General features: G+C 59.5%; 8 protein-coding genes. 3 read left to right on the forward strand and 5 right to left on the reverse strand.

Translation table 11 applies throughout. The features are described from left to right. Nucleotides 1–765: 765 nt before the first annotated feature. Genes AB4Z23_RS17665 through AB4Z23_RS17675 form a run of 3 tightly spaced genes read left to right on the forward strand, consistent with a single transcriptional unit; the run spans nt 766 to nt 4393 of the window. Complete coding sequence (locus AB4Z23_RS17665; RefSeq protein WP_441360366.1) at nt 766–1977, forward strand: ABC-three component system protein; 1212 nt, start codon at nt 766–768, stop codon at nt 1975–1977. Continuing rightward, a complete protein-coding gene (locus tag AB4Z23_RS17670; RefSeq protein WP_441360367.1) occupies nt 1974–2459 on the forward strand; it encodes a three component ABC system middle component in 486 nt (161 codons plus the stop codon). Before AB4Z23_RS17665 ends, AB4Z23_RS17670 begins: the two co-directional genes overlap by 4 nt. Next, complete coding sequence (locus tag AB4Z23_RS17675; RefSeq protein ID WP_441360368.1) at nt 2456–4393, forward strand: DUF3732 domain-containing protein; 1938 nt, start codon at nt 2456–2458, stop codon at nt 4391–4393. Before AB4Z23_RS17670 ends, AB4Z23_RS17675 begins: the two co-directional genes overlap by 4 nt. A 436-nt stretch (nt 4394–4829) precedes the next feature. Here the strand turns inward: AB4Z23_RS17675 and AB4Z23_RS17680 are convergent, their stop codons facing one another. From AB4Z23_RS17680 to AB4Z23_RS17700, 5 genes are read right to left on the reverse strand one after another with little or no spacing between them, the layout of a single operon-like run. Continuing rightward, nucleotides 4830–5381 carry a phospholipase D-like domain-containing protein gene (locus AB4Z23_RS17680; protein WP_441360369.1) on the reverse strand — a complete coding sequence of 184 codons (552 nt, stop codon included), beginning with the start codon at nt 5379–5381 and terminating at the stop codon, nt 4830–4832. Beyond that, nucleotides 5378–7591, reverse strand: coding sequence for a hypothetical protein (locus AB4Z23_RS17685; protein ID WP_441360370.1), 2214 nt, complete (start codon nt 7589–7591; stop codon nt 5378–5380). The genes AB4Z23_RS17680 and AB4Z23_RS17685 overlap by 4 nt, the downstream gene beginning before the upstream one ends. A gap of 2 nt (nt 7592–7593) precedes the next feature. Continuing rightward, complete coding sequence (locus AB4Z23_RS17690) at nt 7594–11898, reverse strand: DEAD/DEAH box helicase family protein (protein WP_441360371.1); 4305 nt, start codon at nt 11896–11898, stop codon at nt 7594–7596. Next, a complete protein-coding gene (locus AB4Z23_RS17695; RefSeq protein ID WP_441360372.1) occupies nt 11895–14669 on the reverse strand; it encodes a hypothetical protein in 2775 nt (924 codons plus the stop codon). Before AB4Z23_RS17695 ends, AB4Z23_RS17690 begins: the two co-directional genes overlap by 4 nt. After that, a complete protein-coding gene (locus AB4Z23_RS17700) occupies nt 14669–16243 on the reverse strand; it encodes an N-6 DNA methylase (protein WP_441360373.1) in 1575 nt (524 codons plus the stop codon). The genes AB4Z23_RS17695 and AB4Z23_RS17700 overlap by 1 nt, the downstream gene beginning before the upstream one ends.

The raw sequence follows: 16243 nt of genomic DNA on the forward strand, positions 1-16243 counted from the left end.
GCAGCCGCGTGAGAGCGGCGACCGGAGCAGCCGCGTGAGAGCGGCGACCGGATGTGAGGTTGTATAGGCCCGAGAACCGGGCCGGTAATTGCTATGGGCTCAGACCGTGGATCCGCCTACGAAGGAGAAATTCGATGCCACTCGAATGAACAATTGACAAAAATCCTGATGTGAACGGATACGAACCCGTCGTCTTAGATTGCTGGGGGATCTTCACGCACGATTCTCAAGTCATTTCCGAGACTTGATGTAGCGCTGGACTTGCTCCGCTCTAATCGCGAGGGTTTGCGCCGGCAGCCATAGGTCATGAAGATTTCCACGATAGCCGAGCCCGACCTATTCTCGCTTCTAACACGATCGAAGTTAAAGGCTGCGAGCGATGCGGCGTCCGGTCGGCCTGCGGACTTTCGCATACTCCTGATCGACAAACTATTTCTCGCAGTAATCGCCTCATTATTCCTTTACGCAGGCGACCAATAGGAGGCCGACTTAAAGCCGCGCTCGACCATCAGCGCTGCTAGCAGATTCGGCTAGGCTCCGATTTAAAGGGCGAGTAAAAAAGCCGAGTGGGAGTGTAACAACGTCAATCGCCCTCTTCGGTAACCTTTTCTGGCGAAAAATATGAAATTGGTCTTCGGAACATGAAGTTGCATCTTGAGTATTGCACCCGGGGAACCTACACAAGCTGTGCCTGCGCAACTCATAGAATCACAAGTATAACGCGTTTGCACAGCCGACTGCAGTTTCCCATCCGCGAGGCCGAAATTGGACAGTACAAATGCCCACAGCGCAGACGCCTCAGCCCTGGGGTTTCTCTATCAGGCCCAATACGCTCTCCTGAGGCTTTGGAGCGAGACAAGCTTCGAAGCAGTGATCTATCTCGAGACGCTCGACGACGTCGTTCTCGAGGCTAATGGGCAAACGATCCTTGAGCAGCTCAAGCATTCGCTATCGGCGAAACCGGACGCGATAACCGTGGCTAGCGTCAACGTGTGGAAGACATTGAAGGCCTGGATCGACGTGCTCCCCAGTTTGGACCTGTCCAACACGTTGCTGCACCTTGTCACGGTGGCGGAAATCTCGCCGACCTCTCCACTCAAGGTTCTTCTCGATGAGACCGAAGACCGGGACGGGCTTTTGGCCGCTTTGCAAGACGAGGCTAAACGCGTTATTCAGGAAAGGGCGGAAGCTGAAGCGAAGGGCATCAAGCCGCTTCCGCATGCGAAGCGGGCGTCTGGTTGCGAGGCATTCCTGAATCTCACTGAAGATCTGCAGGCCGAGATCCTTTCCAGGGTCCGGATAAAGCCCGGCCAACAGAACATACGGCACATTGAGGACGAGCTCGCGAAAAGCCTGACGTCTGTGCTCGCGAAAAATCAGCCTCACGTGGCGGCGATGATGGTGGAATGGTGGAGCCGCCAGATCATCCATGCGCACTGTGGGAAGCGCGACAAGGCTATCCATCGCTTCGAACTGGTGAAGCGACACATGGAGATTGTCGCCGATATCGAGCACGACAACCTCGTGGACCATTTTGCCGCAGAACTTCCCCCCGAAACCTATCGCTCACATCCCATGGTCGAGGGCCAGATAAGTCTAGTGGGCGGGACCGGAGCCTGGCTTCAGAGGGCCGTCACTAACGAATGGCGGGCTCGCGAATCACGGTCGCGATGGTCCACCGAGAACCCATCCTGGCGAGAGAAGATCTCCAAGTACGACGACAGGCTTACTGAGGAGTGGTCCTACAAGCACGTTGACATGTGCGAAGAATGCGGTGGACAATCCGATGAAGTGAAAGAGGCGAAGGGACGCGAACTGCTAAGCTGGAGCTTTTACGATGCTCCGGACAAGATAGAGTCCATCGCGTCGAGTGTCACCACGCCAAGCTACATCCGGGGCACGTACCATGTCCTTTCGGTTGACGGACGAGTGGGATGGCATCCTGACTATTCCGCGCGTCTGGGATTCAAAAAATGAACATCGCCTATGACCTCTTCGCGGAGACGAACCCCGCCTTCGTCACGTTCGGTCTCGTCGGGTTTTGCCGGAAGTACGTTGCAGCCTCCGGAAGATCGCCCGACCTTGCCCTGGCGTACCTCGCCCTGCCCATCGCACTGTCCGACGATCTGGAAACCTCATTTGAGGAGACGGCCGCCACCACCGGCCTCCTGTCATGGCTCAACCGCTATCCCGATGTACGTCTGGATATTGGCAGCCGGCTCGACGCCTCGAAGGACATTGTCTCCGCCGCGGTGCGGTTCGGAATTGGCACAAGAGCGCTGTCGCTCGTCGCGGGAGGCACGATCGGGCTCGGCGCACGGAGCCTATCGCCAGCACCGGTCGCCAATCTTCCAGAGAACCCAAAACGAACAGTCAAGCGGGCGGAACGCCTTGGCACCTGGATGGGCAAGGCGGGATCGGCAGGAACAATTTTCTCAGCATTCGGAGTGACGCCGTGAACCGTTGGAACGTTCGTGAAATTGCATTCTACGGCACGGGTGGCAGGCGTAGGACGCTCGAATTCGACATCGACAAAGTCAACGTGATTACGGGAGCCTCGGGCACGGGGAAGTCAGCGATCATCGACGCAATCGACTACTGCCTCGGCTCTAAGGACTGCAAGCTACCCTTCTTCGTGCGCAACCACGCCGAGGCGGTCGCCGTTCACTGGTCGCAAGGCGACAGCGACCTCATCATCGGCAGAAAGATCCCGAAGGCCGGAAGCGGCACCAGCCAGATGTATGTCAAGACAGGCCGGAACTTAGAGCTTCCGGAGACGTCGGAAGGGCTTGAGGGGCCAACCAACCGCGAAACTGCGCGTGCGATGATCGAAAAAACGTTCGGTATTCACGATACGGACGACCCTACCGCCGCTGCCAAGGGCGAGAAAGGCCGCGCGACCATCCGTGACGTGCCGCCCTACCTCTTTTTGTCGGGAGACGTGATCACCAGCCGAGAGACCTTACTGCATGATTTGAACAGGCCAGAAAAGGCACGGGACATCAAGGCGACGATCCCCTATTTCCTGGGTGCGGTCGATCAGGCGAGCGTTCTTGCCGCTCGGACGCTCAGGCAGCTCGAAGCCGCCCTGACAAAGATCGAACGGGAGGCCAGAGCGCAGGAGCGGAGCCAGAGTCTTTTGACGCATCGCTCGATGGCACTGCTGACTCAGGCGCAAGGCGTCGGCCTGGTCGCCGAACTTCCTTCGCCCGATACATCCGACGAAATTCTCCTTGGTCAACTCGCCAGCGTCGCGGATAGCGGAATTGCCTCTTCCGACACGAGGGACTCCGAGCCTCGCGCGGTTCTGGAGGAGGAGCGGCGCGGGCTTGTTTCCGAATTGCAAACGCTCCGCGGAAAGCGGCAGACGCTCAGGCGAACCATTCGCGAGGCGAGTGGGTATGAAACGGCCGTATCCGGGCAATCGCACAAGCTGAGGCTTGTCGACCATCTCAAGCTTGACGACGGACGCTGCCCCGTGTGTGATGCACAGAATAGCGCCGGCCAAGCGATGGCCGAGCAGATCCGCAATTCCTTAAGCATCGTTGCGAACGAAGTTCTTGCAGTCGACGAGATGCGACCTCGTCTCGACGATCATTCGGGACACATCGAGAATTTAATCGGATCCAAATACAACCGCCTGAGAGAGGTCGAGGCGCAACTAAGCGGGCTCGTTCGGGTGGAGGAGGATTCAGTGCAGACGGGGTCGCTGCTTCAGGAGAGGGCTCGGGTAGTAGGTCGCATCGATCAGTTCCTAGAGACAACGGTGAAAGACTTCCAGACGGCTTCGATCGATTCGGCGTCGCTGGTATCTAGGATCGAGGACCTTAGGGACCAGGTCGATCCGCAGGCGCGCAGGGAGCGTCTTCGCGACGCAGAAAATATGGTCAGCGCCTTCGCGACCGAAATGCTAGCTGATCTTCCCACCGAGGTGCCGGCGACGGGCTCACGCGTCGTGTTCTCGTCCACCCCCAACCTTTCGCTGGTCGAGCCGTCTCGTCGGGCGGTCCTTGCGATGGCCGAAATCGGTTCCGACCAAAACTACCTGGCGATCCATCTCGCCCTCTCCTTTTCGCTTCAGAAGCTTTTCGAAACCATCAAGGCGCCCGTCCCCGGCCTTTTAGTCATCGACCAGATCAGTCGTCCCTACTATCCCAAGGGGGGAGACGAGAAGAAGCTGCAGGAGATGGAAAAGGACGACGATCAGGTCGCGATGCAGCAGATCGTCCGGTTTCTGTTTGACGAGACTGCACGTCAGACGGGGCTTCAGGTCATCCTCATCGAACACGCCTACATCGAGGAAGATCCGGAATACGTCGCCGCCGTGAAGGGCCGATGGACGAAGGCGTCGGGAGTAAAACTCATTCCGTCCGACTGGCCTCTCCGGAACTAATCGGATTCGGCTTTCGGCGATATCGGGACCAGTGGTCCCAACTTCTCGATCCGAACATCCGATTGGTGGCCAGATGGTATCCAGCACGGGGACGGTCCCTTCCCGGTGCAGTTCATGCGGGAGCCGTTTCGAATCCTCGTTCGCGTGAGCGCCGGATCATTTCCTAATCTTCAGGCAGAACCGCTATTAAACGACGGCAGGCTGCTCACCCGGAATCCGGTATTCCGTCTCCCTGACCGAAATATTCAGGTGCTAGTGAAACAGCCACCTCAAAAAGAACTGCGGAAACCAGGAGCGATTGGCTGAAGAGTAGACAGTCGTCTCAACCGCACGACGACGGCCTGATCGGAGAATCCGAACTTTCGGTCACCAAGTTGCAGGCATTCAACTTAGATTGGGCTATCGAATTCCACTGCTCGGAGACCAGTCCCTGGCTTTACGCTACAATTGTTGCGTCGAATGTCGCCATAATCGCCTCGATGAGCGTGGCAATCGACGAGACCACCGGTCCTTCGACCATAAGGCCGCATTCAAGATTTGCCATTTTTGATCGCGAGAGAAAGTTTGCGGAGCCGACGTAAGCGTCGCTGCCGTCGGCAAGGACGATCTTCGAATGAAAGGTTTCGTCGGTGCTGCCGCCGCCGTAGATCAATATCTGCGTCGCCGATGCACGCAGGGCCGCCTCGTCCACGCCATATTTCGTGAGCTGCTCCGCCGATTGGAGGATTAGGACCCGCTCCCGCGCCGGCGTGCTCGAAAACATGTCAAGCACCCACGCGCAACCTACTGCATCGATGTAGGGAGTCATAACGACCAAGCGATGCTGCGCCTTGCGAGCGAGATGTCTGAAGGCGTCCGCCGTCTCCGTCATGGCAAGGAGCTTGGCGGCCGGCGTTGAAGCTAGCACGGCTTCAATCCGACTAGGCGAAGGCGGCATCGTCACGACGAAGCGGGCTCGACCTTCCTGCGCGAGGGATGACGCCTTCATTGATCGAGCTCCGGATCGAAGTAGCCGACGATATCCGGAGAACTGGCGAGTTCCCACTCAGGCGCCGGGCCCCCCTTAAGCACGGATCGCGACAGCAACAGATTGGAGGACCCGCAAGACACTTCGCTGACCATGATGCATGCCGGACAGGCCCCGCCCCTGCTGTCGCAAAGACTTCCCGAACCGCAGCGAAGCATCCGCGGGTCGATCGATCTCCGCAGGAAGTCCATCGCGTGGTTCCGCCACATGGCGGAAATGTTGCCGAGATCCGGCGTCATCCCTTTCCGGAAGATCGTGAAGGCCATGTCCGCCGGGAAGACGTACTCGCCGATGCCGTCGCGGTCGAGGCCCGAGGCATCCGCGAGTGAATGGATGAGTTGGTGCGAGAACGAGTGCAAAAGCATGTAGACGAACGGCGCAAGCGTCCGCGGCACGCCCTGCCTCTCCTTGTCCTTGTAGTCGTCGAGAAACTGTCCGAAGTCTTCATACCGTTCTAGATACGCCTGAGAAATGCCGACGTCGTCTGGAGGCATGTCGATGACGACGTTCCGCTTCAGCCATCTACGAATACGCTTTTCGTCGAGTTTGACATAAAGCGCCTCGTTCTTTTGCTGAGTCACGTAGATCGGCCGCTGATGGTTTTTCATCTCGTCGAATGCGACCAGCCGGACCGGCATGGGTACGATCCTGTTATTGTGTTCCCTCTGATATACCGGCGTTGGGGAGACCCGAGTAAATCCAAAGCTGTATTCACAAATCGGAAGTCCTCTAATGAGGACCATCTGGCCGACGCCTGTTTTGTTGAGGACGCCCTGCACATCGTTACGGTATCTCGCCAGTTCCGCTGCGACGCCGGCGTTTTCGAAAAGAGGGAGGTCGGGATTGGTGACGTCCACCGCTGTGTAGCGGGGGCCGCGCATTCCTGCCTTTATGTGTTCTTCGACGAAAGCCGCGTGCTCGACCGTCAGGCGGATAGGATCGAACTTCCTCGCCCAATTCTCTCGCAGGCCGACCTTGTTGGCGATGGCGACGCTGGACAACTCGCCGCGGCTAATTAGGCCGTCGGTAAACCACTTTTCGCGAAGACCATCCATGTCCGACTTCAAGCCGGCCGCGTCCTGCCCTTTTTCCTGCCTCTTTCGATACAGGTTTCGAGTCGCGATGTAGTCGTCCCACTCGTCCGATCTGCTCGCCCCCGCCACCGTGTTTTCGATCTCGGCATCCGACGGTTCCCGATAGGGGATCGAATGGATCTCTGCCAACCTGCGTAGGAGATCCTCTTGGCGGCCCCGGCTCATCAGCTCGACGACAGTCGCTTCGCGGAGTTCGATGAAGCTCGCACGCTGCGGATAGAACGCGCTGCTGGCGCGGTAGGAGACCGGCAGCATGTCGACCTCAAGGTACTCAAACTTTCGTCCACCCTTCTGCTGATCAAGCTTCAACTTCAGCAAGACGTGCGGTTCTGCCTTCTTCAACTCACGCGTGGTCTCGCACTCTTCGCATTGGAATCGCCATTCGCTAAAGACAGGCGGTTGGTTCTTGAGCTTGAACGTCGTCCACCCGCATGCGCAATTCTGAATAGGCTTCACGTCCTGCTTATTATCATCGAAGACGTAGTTGAAGGCGCTCAAAGGTTCGATGGTTCCGTACCAGTGCGCATACACGACGTCGACCTGCGACCATCGGGCATCGTGATCCTTGCATTTTTCCGGAAGGCCACGCTTCGCCTGTTCTGCGACGCTCTTGAATTCTCGCAGCGTCTTGCACACGCCGCACTGGTAGAGAAGCGGATAAGGCACGTATCCGACGACGGTCGGCTGGTTCATGGCGAATCTGGTCGGATCGATTGTCACGTCGCCAGTGCGGTGATCGTAGAACGGATCATCGAGTATGAACTCGTCGGGTGCGTCTGGACATCCGTCGCGCGCCCTATCCCGCCAACTCTGAGCGAATTCCTTGATCCCTTCGAAGATCGTCTGAGTTACGTTCGCTGGCAGAGGGTTCGCAAACTCCTTGACGATTGGAACCGCCTTACAGATACCCTTGCCACCTTCCCAAGTCATCAGCACGCCGGGTGCATAGGCCGTCGCGATCTGCGAACGCGAGCGGACCATCTTGGGCGGCGTCGCTCTGTTGGCGTCGCCCTCGTCGCCGAGGGAACCCTGTCGACCGTATCCGCGCCCTTCGAACTTGCGTGTCCCGAAAGCCATTCTTAACCCTCCCCGCGATCATCGGCGTCTGTCTCAGCACTGTCGCCACGTTGGCGACGGATCGCCTTCATCACCTTCGCCACGTCGGCCATGTCCACGTTTAGCGAGCCGCCTCTGGCAGCGCGATGGAAGTCGGCTGCTGTTATGACTCCTGCCTCGTCGACGTCGCGCAGCGAGGTCATTGGCTTGCGCAGTCTTGCCGCCTGCTCCCAGTATTTCTGCAGCCTAAACTCAATGTCGAGGCCCCGCAGGCTGGTGCCGAGCTCCTGTGCGGCCCGGTCGGTCGAGGCATGGTAGAAGTTGCGATACGGGGGGCTACCGAAGCCTTCGGCGCCGCGTCCGTTCGCTCCCATCGCCTCGAGCATGAAGCCGCCGAGGTCGTTGGCAAAAGCCAACAAATCTGCCCTGGCTCGATAGCCAAGGGTCGTGGTGAACTCGTTGGATCGGATGTTGAACTTCCTGTCGTCGGGAAGTCCGACGAATTCTTCCGCATCCTTCAGCATGGCCCATGTCTGGACATACGACGCTGTGACGCGGTCGATCGCGGTCTCGGCCCATCGCTCCACCGCAGGCGGCGAGATCATCCTCTCGAGGAAACGATGGAAGATGTCGTGCGTCTCGATGACGTACCGGTCTCTTCTGCTCTGTGGCGTCGGTAGCAACATGACGAAGCCGACATGCGAGCGTCCGACGCGGCTCGACGCCTGGATGTACTCCGCGATGTCGGATGGCAGACCCGCGAAGAACATGCTGTTGAAACGGTCTACGTCGACGCCGTGACTGATGGCGGACGTCGCGACGATACTGCGGAGGGTCTCGCCGACCTTCGGATAGCCGTCGGGTCCGAACGGCGTCTCAGCCTCCTTCATCACGCTCTGGATTTCCTGCATGTCCACACCGCCCGAGATCAAACGACTGATGAACTTGGTATGCGGCAGGCTCGCCGTCCGATGCTTGTCGGCCACTGCCGAGTGCAGCGCGTCGATGATCTGGTCGCCGCCCTTCTTGTTGGTGACGTAGGCGAGCGCGATACGATGGAGATCGATCAGCGCCATGACGTCGCCGGTCCTGCCGTCGGAAAGGACGCGGTCGATGGCAGCCCGCCGCCAGTCTCCACCCTCGTCGCCGGATACGGCCGAGCGGAGTTCTGCAACTGCCTCCGCCGACGTCGAGGCGTCGAGCAGCGCAGACCAGAGGTGCGAGATAACCGTATGGAAGGAGCTGAGCACTCCGACAGTCGTCACCGTATGGGTGGCATCGTTCGTCATCAAGGAGACGTAGAGGCGCATCCAAGGAGCGGTCGCCTCCGGAGCGAGAGACGGCTCCAACGCCGCCGCACGTAGCACCCTGGCTGCGTTATCCTTTGGTGGCCTTGCAGGCTCCGAGAAGAACGAATGGTAGATGTCCGGTCCCGGATAAGGGAAGCGAAGCGGCTTTCGCTGGTAGAGCACCTTGAGCTGCCTGTCCGGATTGCTGATGGTCGCTGTCGCCGCGATGATCTTGGGAAGCCGAGGCGTCAAAGCGCCGGTCGAGTCCCTGTAACGGCTGACACCAAGCGCTGCTCCCGATATCCCGTCGATAGTCTTGAATGTTTTCTCAAGGAGGGTATCGAAAAGTCCGCTGAAGGTCCCGAGGCTATCTTCGAGAAGATGCGCTTCGTCTTGGATGATCACGGAGGGGAAGGGATCGAAGAATACCTTCTCGCCTCCGGCATAGGACGGGAACACGCCTGCAGCGCCCTCGGTCTTTGGTCCCGCCTGCAGCTCCTCGAGCTTACGCGGATTACGGAGATTGCCAGCAGGGTCGACCCAACGAGCCATGCCGAACATGCCGAGTATCTCGGTGATGGTCGACGTGCTCTGTCCCAGCATTGCAAGCTTGTCGATAGTGCCGAGCAAGATCGCAGGTGCGCGCTGGTAGATGGTATCGTCGGTCAGAAGGAAGGGAAGCGGCGCGAATCCGCCATGAGCCTTGTTCCACTCACACTTGGCATTGAAGCAGATGATCGCGGCGCGCTCCCTGGTCGCCCCATGCGCCTTGTATCGGCGCAGTCCAGTAAGTTCGCCGCAGCATGGGCAACGTGGCACCTTGTTGTAGGCCGCGACGACCTCGCGGTACCGGTTCGCAACCTTATCACTATCGGCGTCGAGCAAGCGATCATCCGGATGGTCGGCCAGCGTCGGCAGATCGGGCTGCATCGCCGAGTATCTGTTTGGAGTGTTGGACGAACCAACCCAGAAGCCTATCTCGATAGGCCACCCGCCGACCTTCTTCTCACGCCGGACGATCTCCGCCCAAACGGTTAGACGAAGCAGCCTTTGAGCCTGTTGCAGTGTGAGGAGGCGCAAGGGATAGCGGATCATAGCGGTGATGCCGCGGTCCTTCCCGCGCAGGCGGTCTAGAAAGATCGCGAACACGAGCGCACCGTAGAACGCCTCGGACTTGCCGCCGCCCGTCGGGAAATACAGGAGGCTCGCGGCTTGCTCGTCGCGCTCCACCTCGAATTCGTGGGCGTATTCCTCCATTCGCGAAGCGAAGGTTGGAATATGGGCGAGTATGAAGGCGAGCTGGAAGAGACGCCATTTCCGTTCCGGATCTTTCGGATCCCGTCTGGCAAAGGTTTCGTTGGTCATCAACCACGCATTCCAAGGCGTGGCCTTTCGGCGAAGCCTGACATGCTCGGATGGCGCCGAGGTTGCAATGGCCAGCGCAGCCCCACGAGAGTCGACGAGTATCCTGATGCCGCGCTCAATGAGCTTCGCCTCGTAGCGCTGACCCGCGACATCTTCTTCAAAACGCTTCCGCTCGCGGACCATCTCGCCGGGTGGAAGATTGGCGACCACCTTGTCGCTGAGCTCCGCCACCTGCCTGTCGATCCATTTGAGGTAGTCACGAGGAAGATCCAGCAGCGCCGAGACATCATGGTCTTTCGCGAGTACGCTGAAACGGCACTCGACGTCCACTTGGCGAGGAACAATCCGAGGCTGGGTGAAGCGCGGCGCCCACGTAGTCGAGATCTCCATAACGGCGTCGGCGTCCGTAGCGACGATGCCGCAGTTTAGCCCGATCGCCGGATAGGAAAGAAAGTCGCGGAACCGGTATGACGGCTCCACGCGGTCTAACTGCACGGGCCGATGGTCGGCCTTGGCGACGCGGACAGTTAGCTTGGTTCCGAACAGAGCATTGCATTTGACGGCGGCTTCGCGCGGGGTGAGTTCCCTGCAGGAATTGTCGAGACTCACCCGTATCGATACCCTCGATGGGTCCATGAAATCGCGCTGTCGCTCGACCTTGATCTCAACACCGGTGAAGTCCGGCAGCATCGAGGCGTCCACCGGCTCCTGCTTCAAAGCTTCGATGAAGGCGTTCCAGCTCGCTTCGCTTTGGGCGTCGGCTGGGCGGACGGTGCGGTTTCGCCAAGCCCACCTGCCCTCGTCACTTTTGAGCCAATCGGCAAGCTGCGTCGTAATCGCTAGGCGCATAGTTGCCGAATAGTCGATGCACGACTTCTTTAGCTCATCTCCGGAGAGCGGCGCCGGCCATTCGAAGACCGGCAGCTTGAGGTCCAGCCTCTTCCACTTCCCAGGGATCGGCGCCGGCGAAACGTGCTGGGTCGGGATCGACCGTCCCTCGGTGATCAACTTGCCGATATCTGGGGACGCTGTCGTCTCTCCACTCTCCTCGCTACCCTCGGCTTCGGGAACTTCGACCTCCTCCTTGGCGAAGCTTGTCACCTCATCGCCGCGCAGCGTGATGCCGAACTCGCCGTAGACACTGCGACGAAGCTGATCCTGGATTGCGCGCCTGCGCCGATAGAATTCGTCCTTTTGGCCGTGATCCATCGTGCTCCAGTCGGGCCGTATCAGGTTTCCGCTCGCGTACAGTTCCTCGCGGCGTTCCTTGATCTTCTCGTCAATGGCGGACTTCGTTTCTTTCGAAAGCTTGAAATCGATCTCGATGCCATACCGGTCGCTGGATATCTCCCCCCAGGTCGGCAGCACCCGGACGTAGACGGAGAACCGCGGCGCGGCAGTCAGGACGGACCCGGCGTCGGCGGAGACGTTGAAGTCCATACCGATTGCAGCGATCTTGATATCGGAGGTCTCGTCCTCGTTCGTGCGAGACATGCGCGGCAGAAGCTGCCCAGAAAATACTCCACGTCTTGGTGACTTGCCGTGGACATATCTGCCCGCGTCGTCGGTGCCGCTCGCCCGCTGAGTAATCATGTTTACGAGCGCATCGCAGACGGCCTCCTTCAGCTCGACGTCGATTTTCCCAAGTTCTTCGCCTGACTTTCGTTGGATCATGACCTGAACCTCCTGAGAGACCTGACTGGGGAAACGTGCTCTTCCGCGAGACGCTGGAGACGTTTGATTTCGGAAGCGCGCTTCGCGGTGTCTGCAAAGGCCGCGGCGGCGTGCGGATCGGTCAGGATGTTCCTATAGGAGTCGTGGAACGCCATACCCGCGCGCATTCTGCTATTGCGCTGCGCCTTCACTCCTAAGTGCCAGAAGCGGTTGGCGAGGCCCTCGCCGATGCCCAGAGCAGAGGTGAACTTGAGAAACATTGCGTGGTGTTGGGGCGCCTGCGTCACGACCTCGTGCAAAGGCGCCCTCAACTGCTTGTCCAGATGGACCCAATAGCGGACGCGCTGCATCTCGAGGTCCGAGTCGCCGATATTTTCGATCAGAGTTCTCATCCTGTCGCTGTCGTTCGATCCCGGCAGCTTGCGGAAGCGTCGGACAACATCCTCGTGATACTCGCGGATCGCCTCGGTGGCGTTTGCGGTGATACTCAGCAGCAGTCGGGCACGATCGATAAAGCTTGCGCTGATCACGCAGAGTTCGTCGCCCTGCTTCACGTCCTGCGCTTCGACCTGCTTGAATGCCTCGAGTGATCGCGACCGGTCGTACTGTACCAATCCGGTCCCAAGCCTGGCGATTATCCTCTGCCCGCTTGCCATCGTCAGTTCAAGAAGCTCGAGGCCGCCCCTGCCTGCGGGACCGGCCAGATCGATCACCGTCTCTGAAGGAAACTGGAGCTCGGGCGGCAGCGGCGGTGTCTCGGTTATCTTGATCTGATAGTTTCCTAGACTGCCCAACTCGTCCGCCGACGACTTCGCGTATTTCCTAAGCCGAGACGCTATTTCTTGCTCTTCAATTTCTCCGGCTAACCTGGCAGCGTCTCGAGAAGAGAACTGTAGAGTGTCGCCGTCCGCAAGGATGAATACCTGGCTCGGGAGCCAAGTTCTGGCAAAGAACGTAAGCACACCGTCGCGCGCCGAGGCAACGGCGAAAATCTTTTTGAACTTATTGCGGTCGGCCGTTGGCCGGGCCGCGATGTCGGTGAGACCGCCCGGACCCGAGAATACAATCATATCGTTGTCGAGCCGTCCCTTGAGCTCCGGGATCCGCCTGGAAAGATCGGCCGTCGCGAACTCGGCAAGCGCCTGCGTCCGGAACACGAAGAGCGTCTTTGACGAGGCGTTCAATATGCTGCGGACGATCGCTTCGAGGAGACTAGACATGGGCGTCGAGCGGGTAAGCCGCGAAATGATATCCTGGGCTTCACGCAGGAGCGCCACGAGCTCGGAGCCACCGATCTGGCTTGCCGGGACAGACGGATCGCTGAGAAACTGGACGGCGTCGGCGATCGTATAACTCGACATGAGGTCGGCCGCGGCCGCCTGCCCTTGCTCAGTGCTTACAAAGTTGCTGAGCGAGGCGAGCGAACCGGGAAGCGAGGCATTCCGACGAAGTTTGAAGATGACGTCCTGTACAGCGGCGGCGCCCTGAGCGTCGTGCGCGCGCTGTGCCTTGCGCGCGATCGTTCGCAATTCTTCGGCCACCTTGGTCCCAGGACCATTGAACCCTTTGACCGCAACTTCCCCGCATCCAGACCAAACGACGTTCTCTTCGCCGCCGGCGAGAAGGGAAGACGACATGGCCGTAATTGTCTTCGACCTAGCCGGGGGCACCGGCCGGTTTCGCACGGGCACGTTTTCATTGAAGACTTCGAAGCGCGCCTTGTCAAACGTCCAGGGGTCTTCCGTTACCACCAGCACGCCGGTCTTCGGATGGGCCTTTCGGATTGCCTTGAACGTGGCGGCAGCGGCGCTCGTCCAATCTTCGCCCAGCCTGTTCCGCGCGGTCCGCGTTAGATCGACGATCACCAGATCAAGCCCGCTTCGAACCTTTCGTAGCGAAGCGGCTGGATCATCGTCCTTTCTCAACCCGTAGAGAAAGTAGGTCGCCTTACTTCCATCGTCGGCATGGCCCTTGATCGTATTGTGAACCTTGAGGTCAGTCTTCGAGCTCGTCCGCCACAGGAGCGTGCCCGAGGAATGCGCCTTGCCGTCGCATGCGCCGTGAGGAAGTATCTCGTCCAAAGTCGGATGCTCGAACTCGGGATAGATCCGTCCGTCGCGCGCTTTGCCAGTCAATGTCCGCACGCGGCTCAGCGTGTGATGATAGTCCTTGAGCGCGGAAGATTCGTCCTGCCCAGCGGCCGAATGCCGTGAGAAGTGCGCCATATGGGTGCGGCAGAGGTAGTCGCGCTCGATTTGAACGTCTCTGGCAGCCTCATGCGTCGTGCGGGCATAGGGATAGAGGAGAGCCCTGAAGCCGTTTGGGCGTTCGAAAGACGGGTGCGAAACGCCGCCGACCTTGATTGAGACCGGCGGGGCTACGGCGACGTCTGCGAGCGCCAGCAGGGATGCCAACGCTGAAAGGCAGATGTCGCGCGCGGGCCACGTCATCACCACCTCGGCCTCGCCGCTGTTCATCGCTCCGATAGCCTCGCGAAGGAGCTTGTTGTAGACATCCGCCAGAGGTCGCGTGTCTGCTCCGATCGGCTTCAGCGGAATCTCTGACAGCGCCGACATCCAAGTGTTGGCGTTTCGCGCGCCTTCCTGTTCCGGGGCGAGAACCTCGGTTGCCGATGTGGTCCCTGACGCCAGCCTTGCCTTTTGAGCTGCCACCAATTCCGAACGTCGCTTGAGCTGATCCTCCTGCTGTTTTCGCCGGTCCGAAAGTTCGGTGCCTGGTGCACTACGGAAATTCGGTCGCGGTCCCGCCATCAGGATGCCTCCGCCAATTTGTTATAGTCGGCCATCGCGTAGGCGATCACCGCGGCCTTCTCCGGATCCTTCGTCTTGCGGAGAGCCTTGCGAAAGACTTTCGGCGGCGGCAGGTCCAGCTCACGCAAAAGCTGGACGGAAACGGTCGCCGTGCCGGACACCGCACGGTAGCGCTCATCGACGGCTCTGGTGTTCAGCAGTTTGGCCAGTAGCGCGACCTCCTCGGCGTCGGGGCCGTAAACGACGATCGTATGGTTTTCGGAGACGAATCCTTTCCACGGTGCGACCGCATCCTGGTCGACGGTCGCGGCAATGATGCGTCTCGGCTGGCTGTTGTTGGAAGTGCGCTGGAGGATGATGGCCGGCGTCGATACGATCGCCTGACTGCCCTCCGGAACGCGCACGAAATCGACGCCGTCACCGGTGCGGTTAGCCGGAACGCACGGCTTTCCGGGTCGGACGTTCTTTGCCCAAAACAATGGGAACGCGTTGGTTTCGTCTCCCTTGCAAAACTTCGCCTGCTCCCGGTTCCAAACGAAGTAGCCGGCCTTCGCGACGACGCCGTAGTCTGCGATCGTCGCCCCGCCGCGCTCGCGGTTTGAATCGGACGGCGCGAGCCAAGGCGATGAGACCTCGTCCGAAAGGACCCCCGTTGGAACGGGGCGCGCAATGCCCTTCGCCGTAAACTCCGGGAAATTCACCGGTAAGATCGTGCGATGCATGGCGCCTTTCCGCACGAGCAGGACGCTGATATCCTGCTGAACGTCGGCGAAGACGTCCTCGCGATTGGTCACCGTCCCAAGTGCTAAAATCTGGCCCTGGCTGGCTATGAACGATCGCATCTTGTTATAGAGCGGCCCGCCCCTGAAACTCGACGGAACGACCAAGGCAACCAGCCCGCCCGGTTTGGCCACGCGCAGGCAAAGCTCGGTGAACACGGCGTATTTGTTAATGTGTCCTGAGTGCGCGACCTTCTTCCAGCGGTCGTCTTTGAGGTCGGCCGGAGTAATTCGGCCATAGGGCGGGTTCGCTATCACCAGATCGTAGGACGCGTGAGTGGTGGTATGGAGGCTGTCGTGGGTCTCCACCATCCGTCGTCCGCGGAATCCGCCGAGCTGTTCGGAGATCAGGTGCTCGGATATTTCGGCAAGGCAATGGTCAATCTCGACGCCGTTGAGTCGATAGGCGATGTCGAGCGGCTTTGCACCGGCGTCGCGCATTCTCGCCGCGATGATCGAAAGGAAGGCCGCTCCGCCCGCCGCGGGATCGAGCACATCGTGTCGTCTGAGGTCGAATCCATGTTCTACCGCAAGATCGATGACGGCTTCTGCCAGGTAGGGCGGCGTGAAATATGCAGCCTGGGCCCGACGCGCTTCCTGCGTCATCATCAAGGTATAGAGGGTGCCAATCCAGTAGTTGCGCTCGTTGACCGGAAGGGCAGCCAGCTTGCTCCTCAACAATTCGACCGGCGGCGCGTCATAGGGCGCCAGATCCATGCACACCGCCCCGAGATCCGAACCGTCGGGAAGCTCTTTCAAAAGCGTGCGCGCAGCCACACGGGTCACCATCAGCAT

This window comes from Agrobacterium sp. MCAB5, assembly GCF_052114365.1.
Lineage (GTDB): Bacteria > Pseudomonadota > Alphaproteobacteria > Rhizobiales > Rhizobiaceae > Agrobacterium > Agrobacterium tumefaciens.

Bases quoted from the DNA above. Each gene is read 5' to 3' on its own strand.
- AB4Z23_RS17670 (WP_441360367.1), top strand. From the start codon at position 1,974: ATGAACATCGCCTATGACCTCTTCGCGGAGACGAACCCCGCCTTCGTC.
- AB4Z23_RS17680 (WP_441360369.1), bottom strand. From the start codon at position 5,381: ATGAAGGCGTCATCCCTCGCGCAGGAAGGTCGAGCCCGCTTCGTCGTG.
- AB4Z23_RS17685 (WP_441360370.1), bottom strand. From the start codon at position 7,591: ATGGCTTTCGGGACACGCAAGTTCGAAGGGCGCGGATACGGTCGACAG.
- AB4Z23_RS17690 (WP_441360371.1), bottom strand. From the start codon at position 11,898: ATGATCCAACGAAAGTCAGGCGAAGAACTTGGGAAAATCGACGTCGAG.
- AB4Z23_RS17695 (WP_441360372.1), bottom strand. From the start codon at position 14,669: ATGGCGGGACCGCGACCGAATTTCCGTAGTGCACCAGGCACCGAACTT.
- AB4Z23_RS17700 (WP_441360373.1), bottom strand. From the start codon at position 16,243: ATGCTGATGGTGACCCGTGTGGCTGCGCGCACGCTTTTGAAAGAGCTT.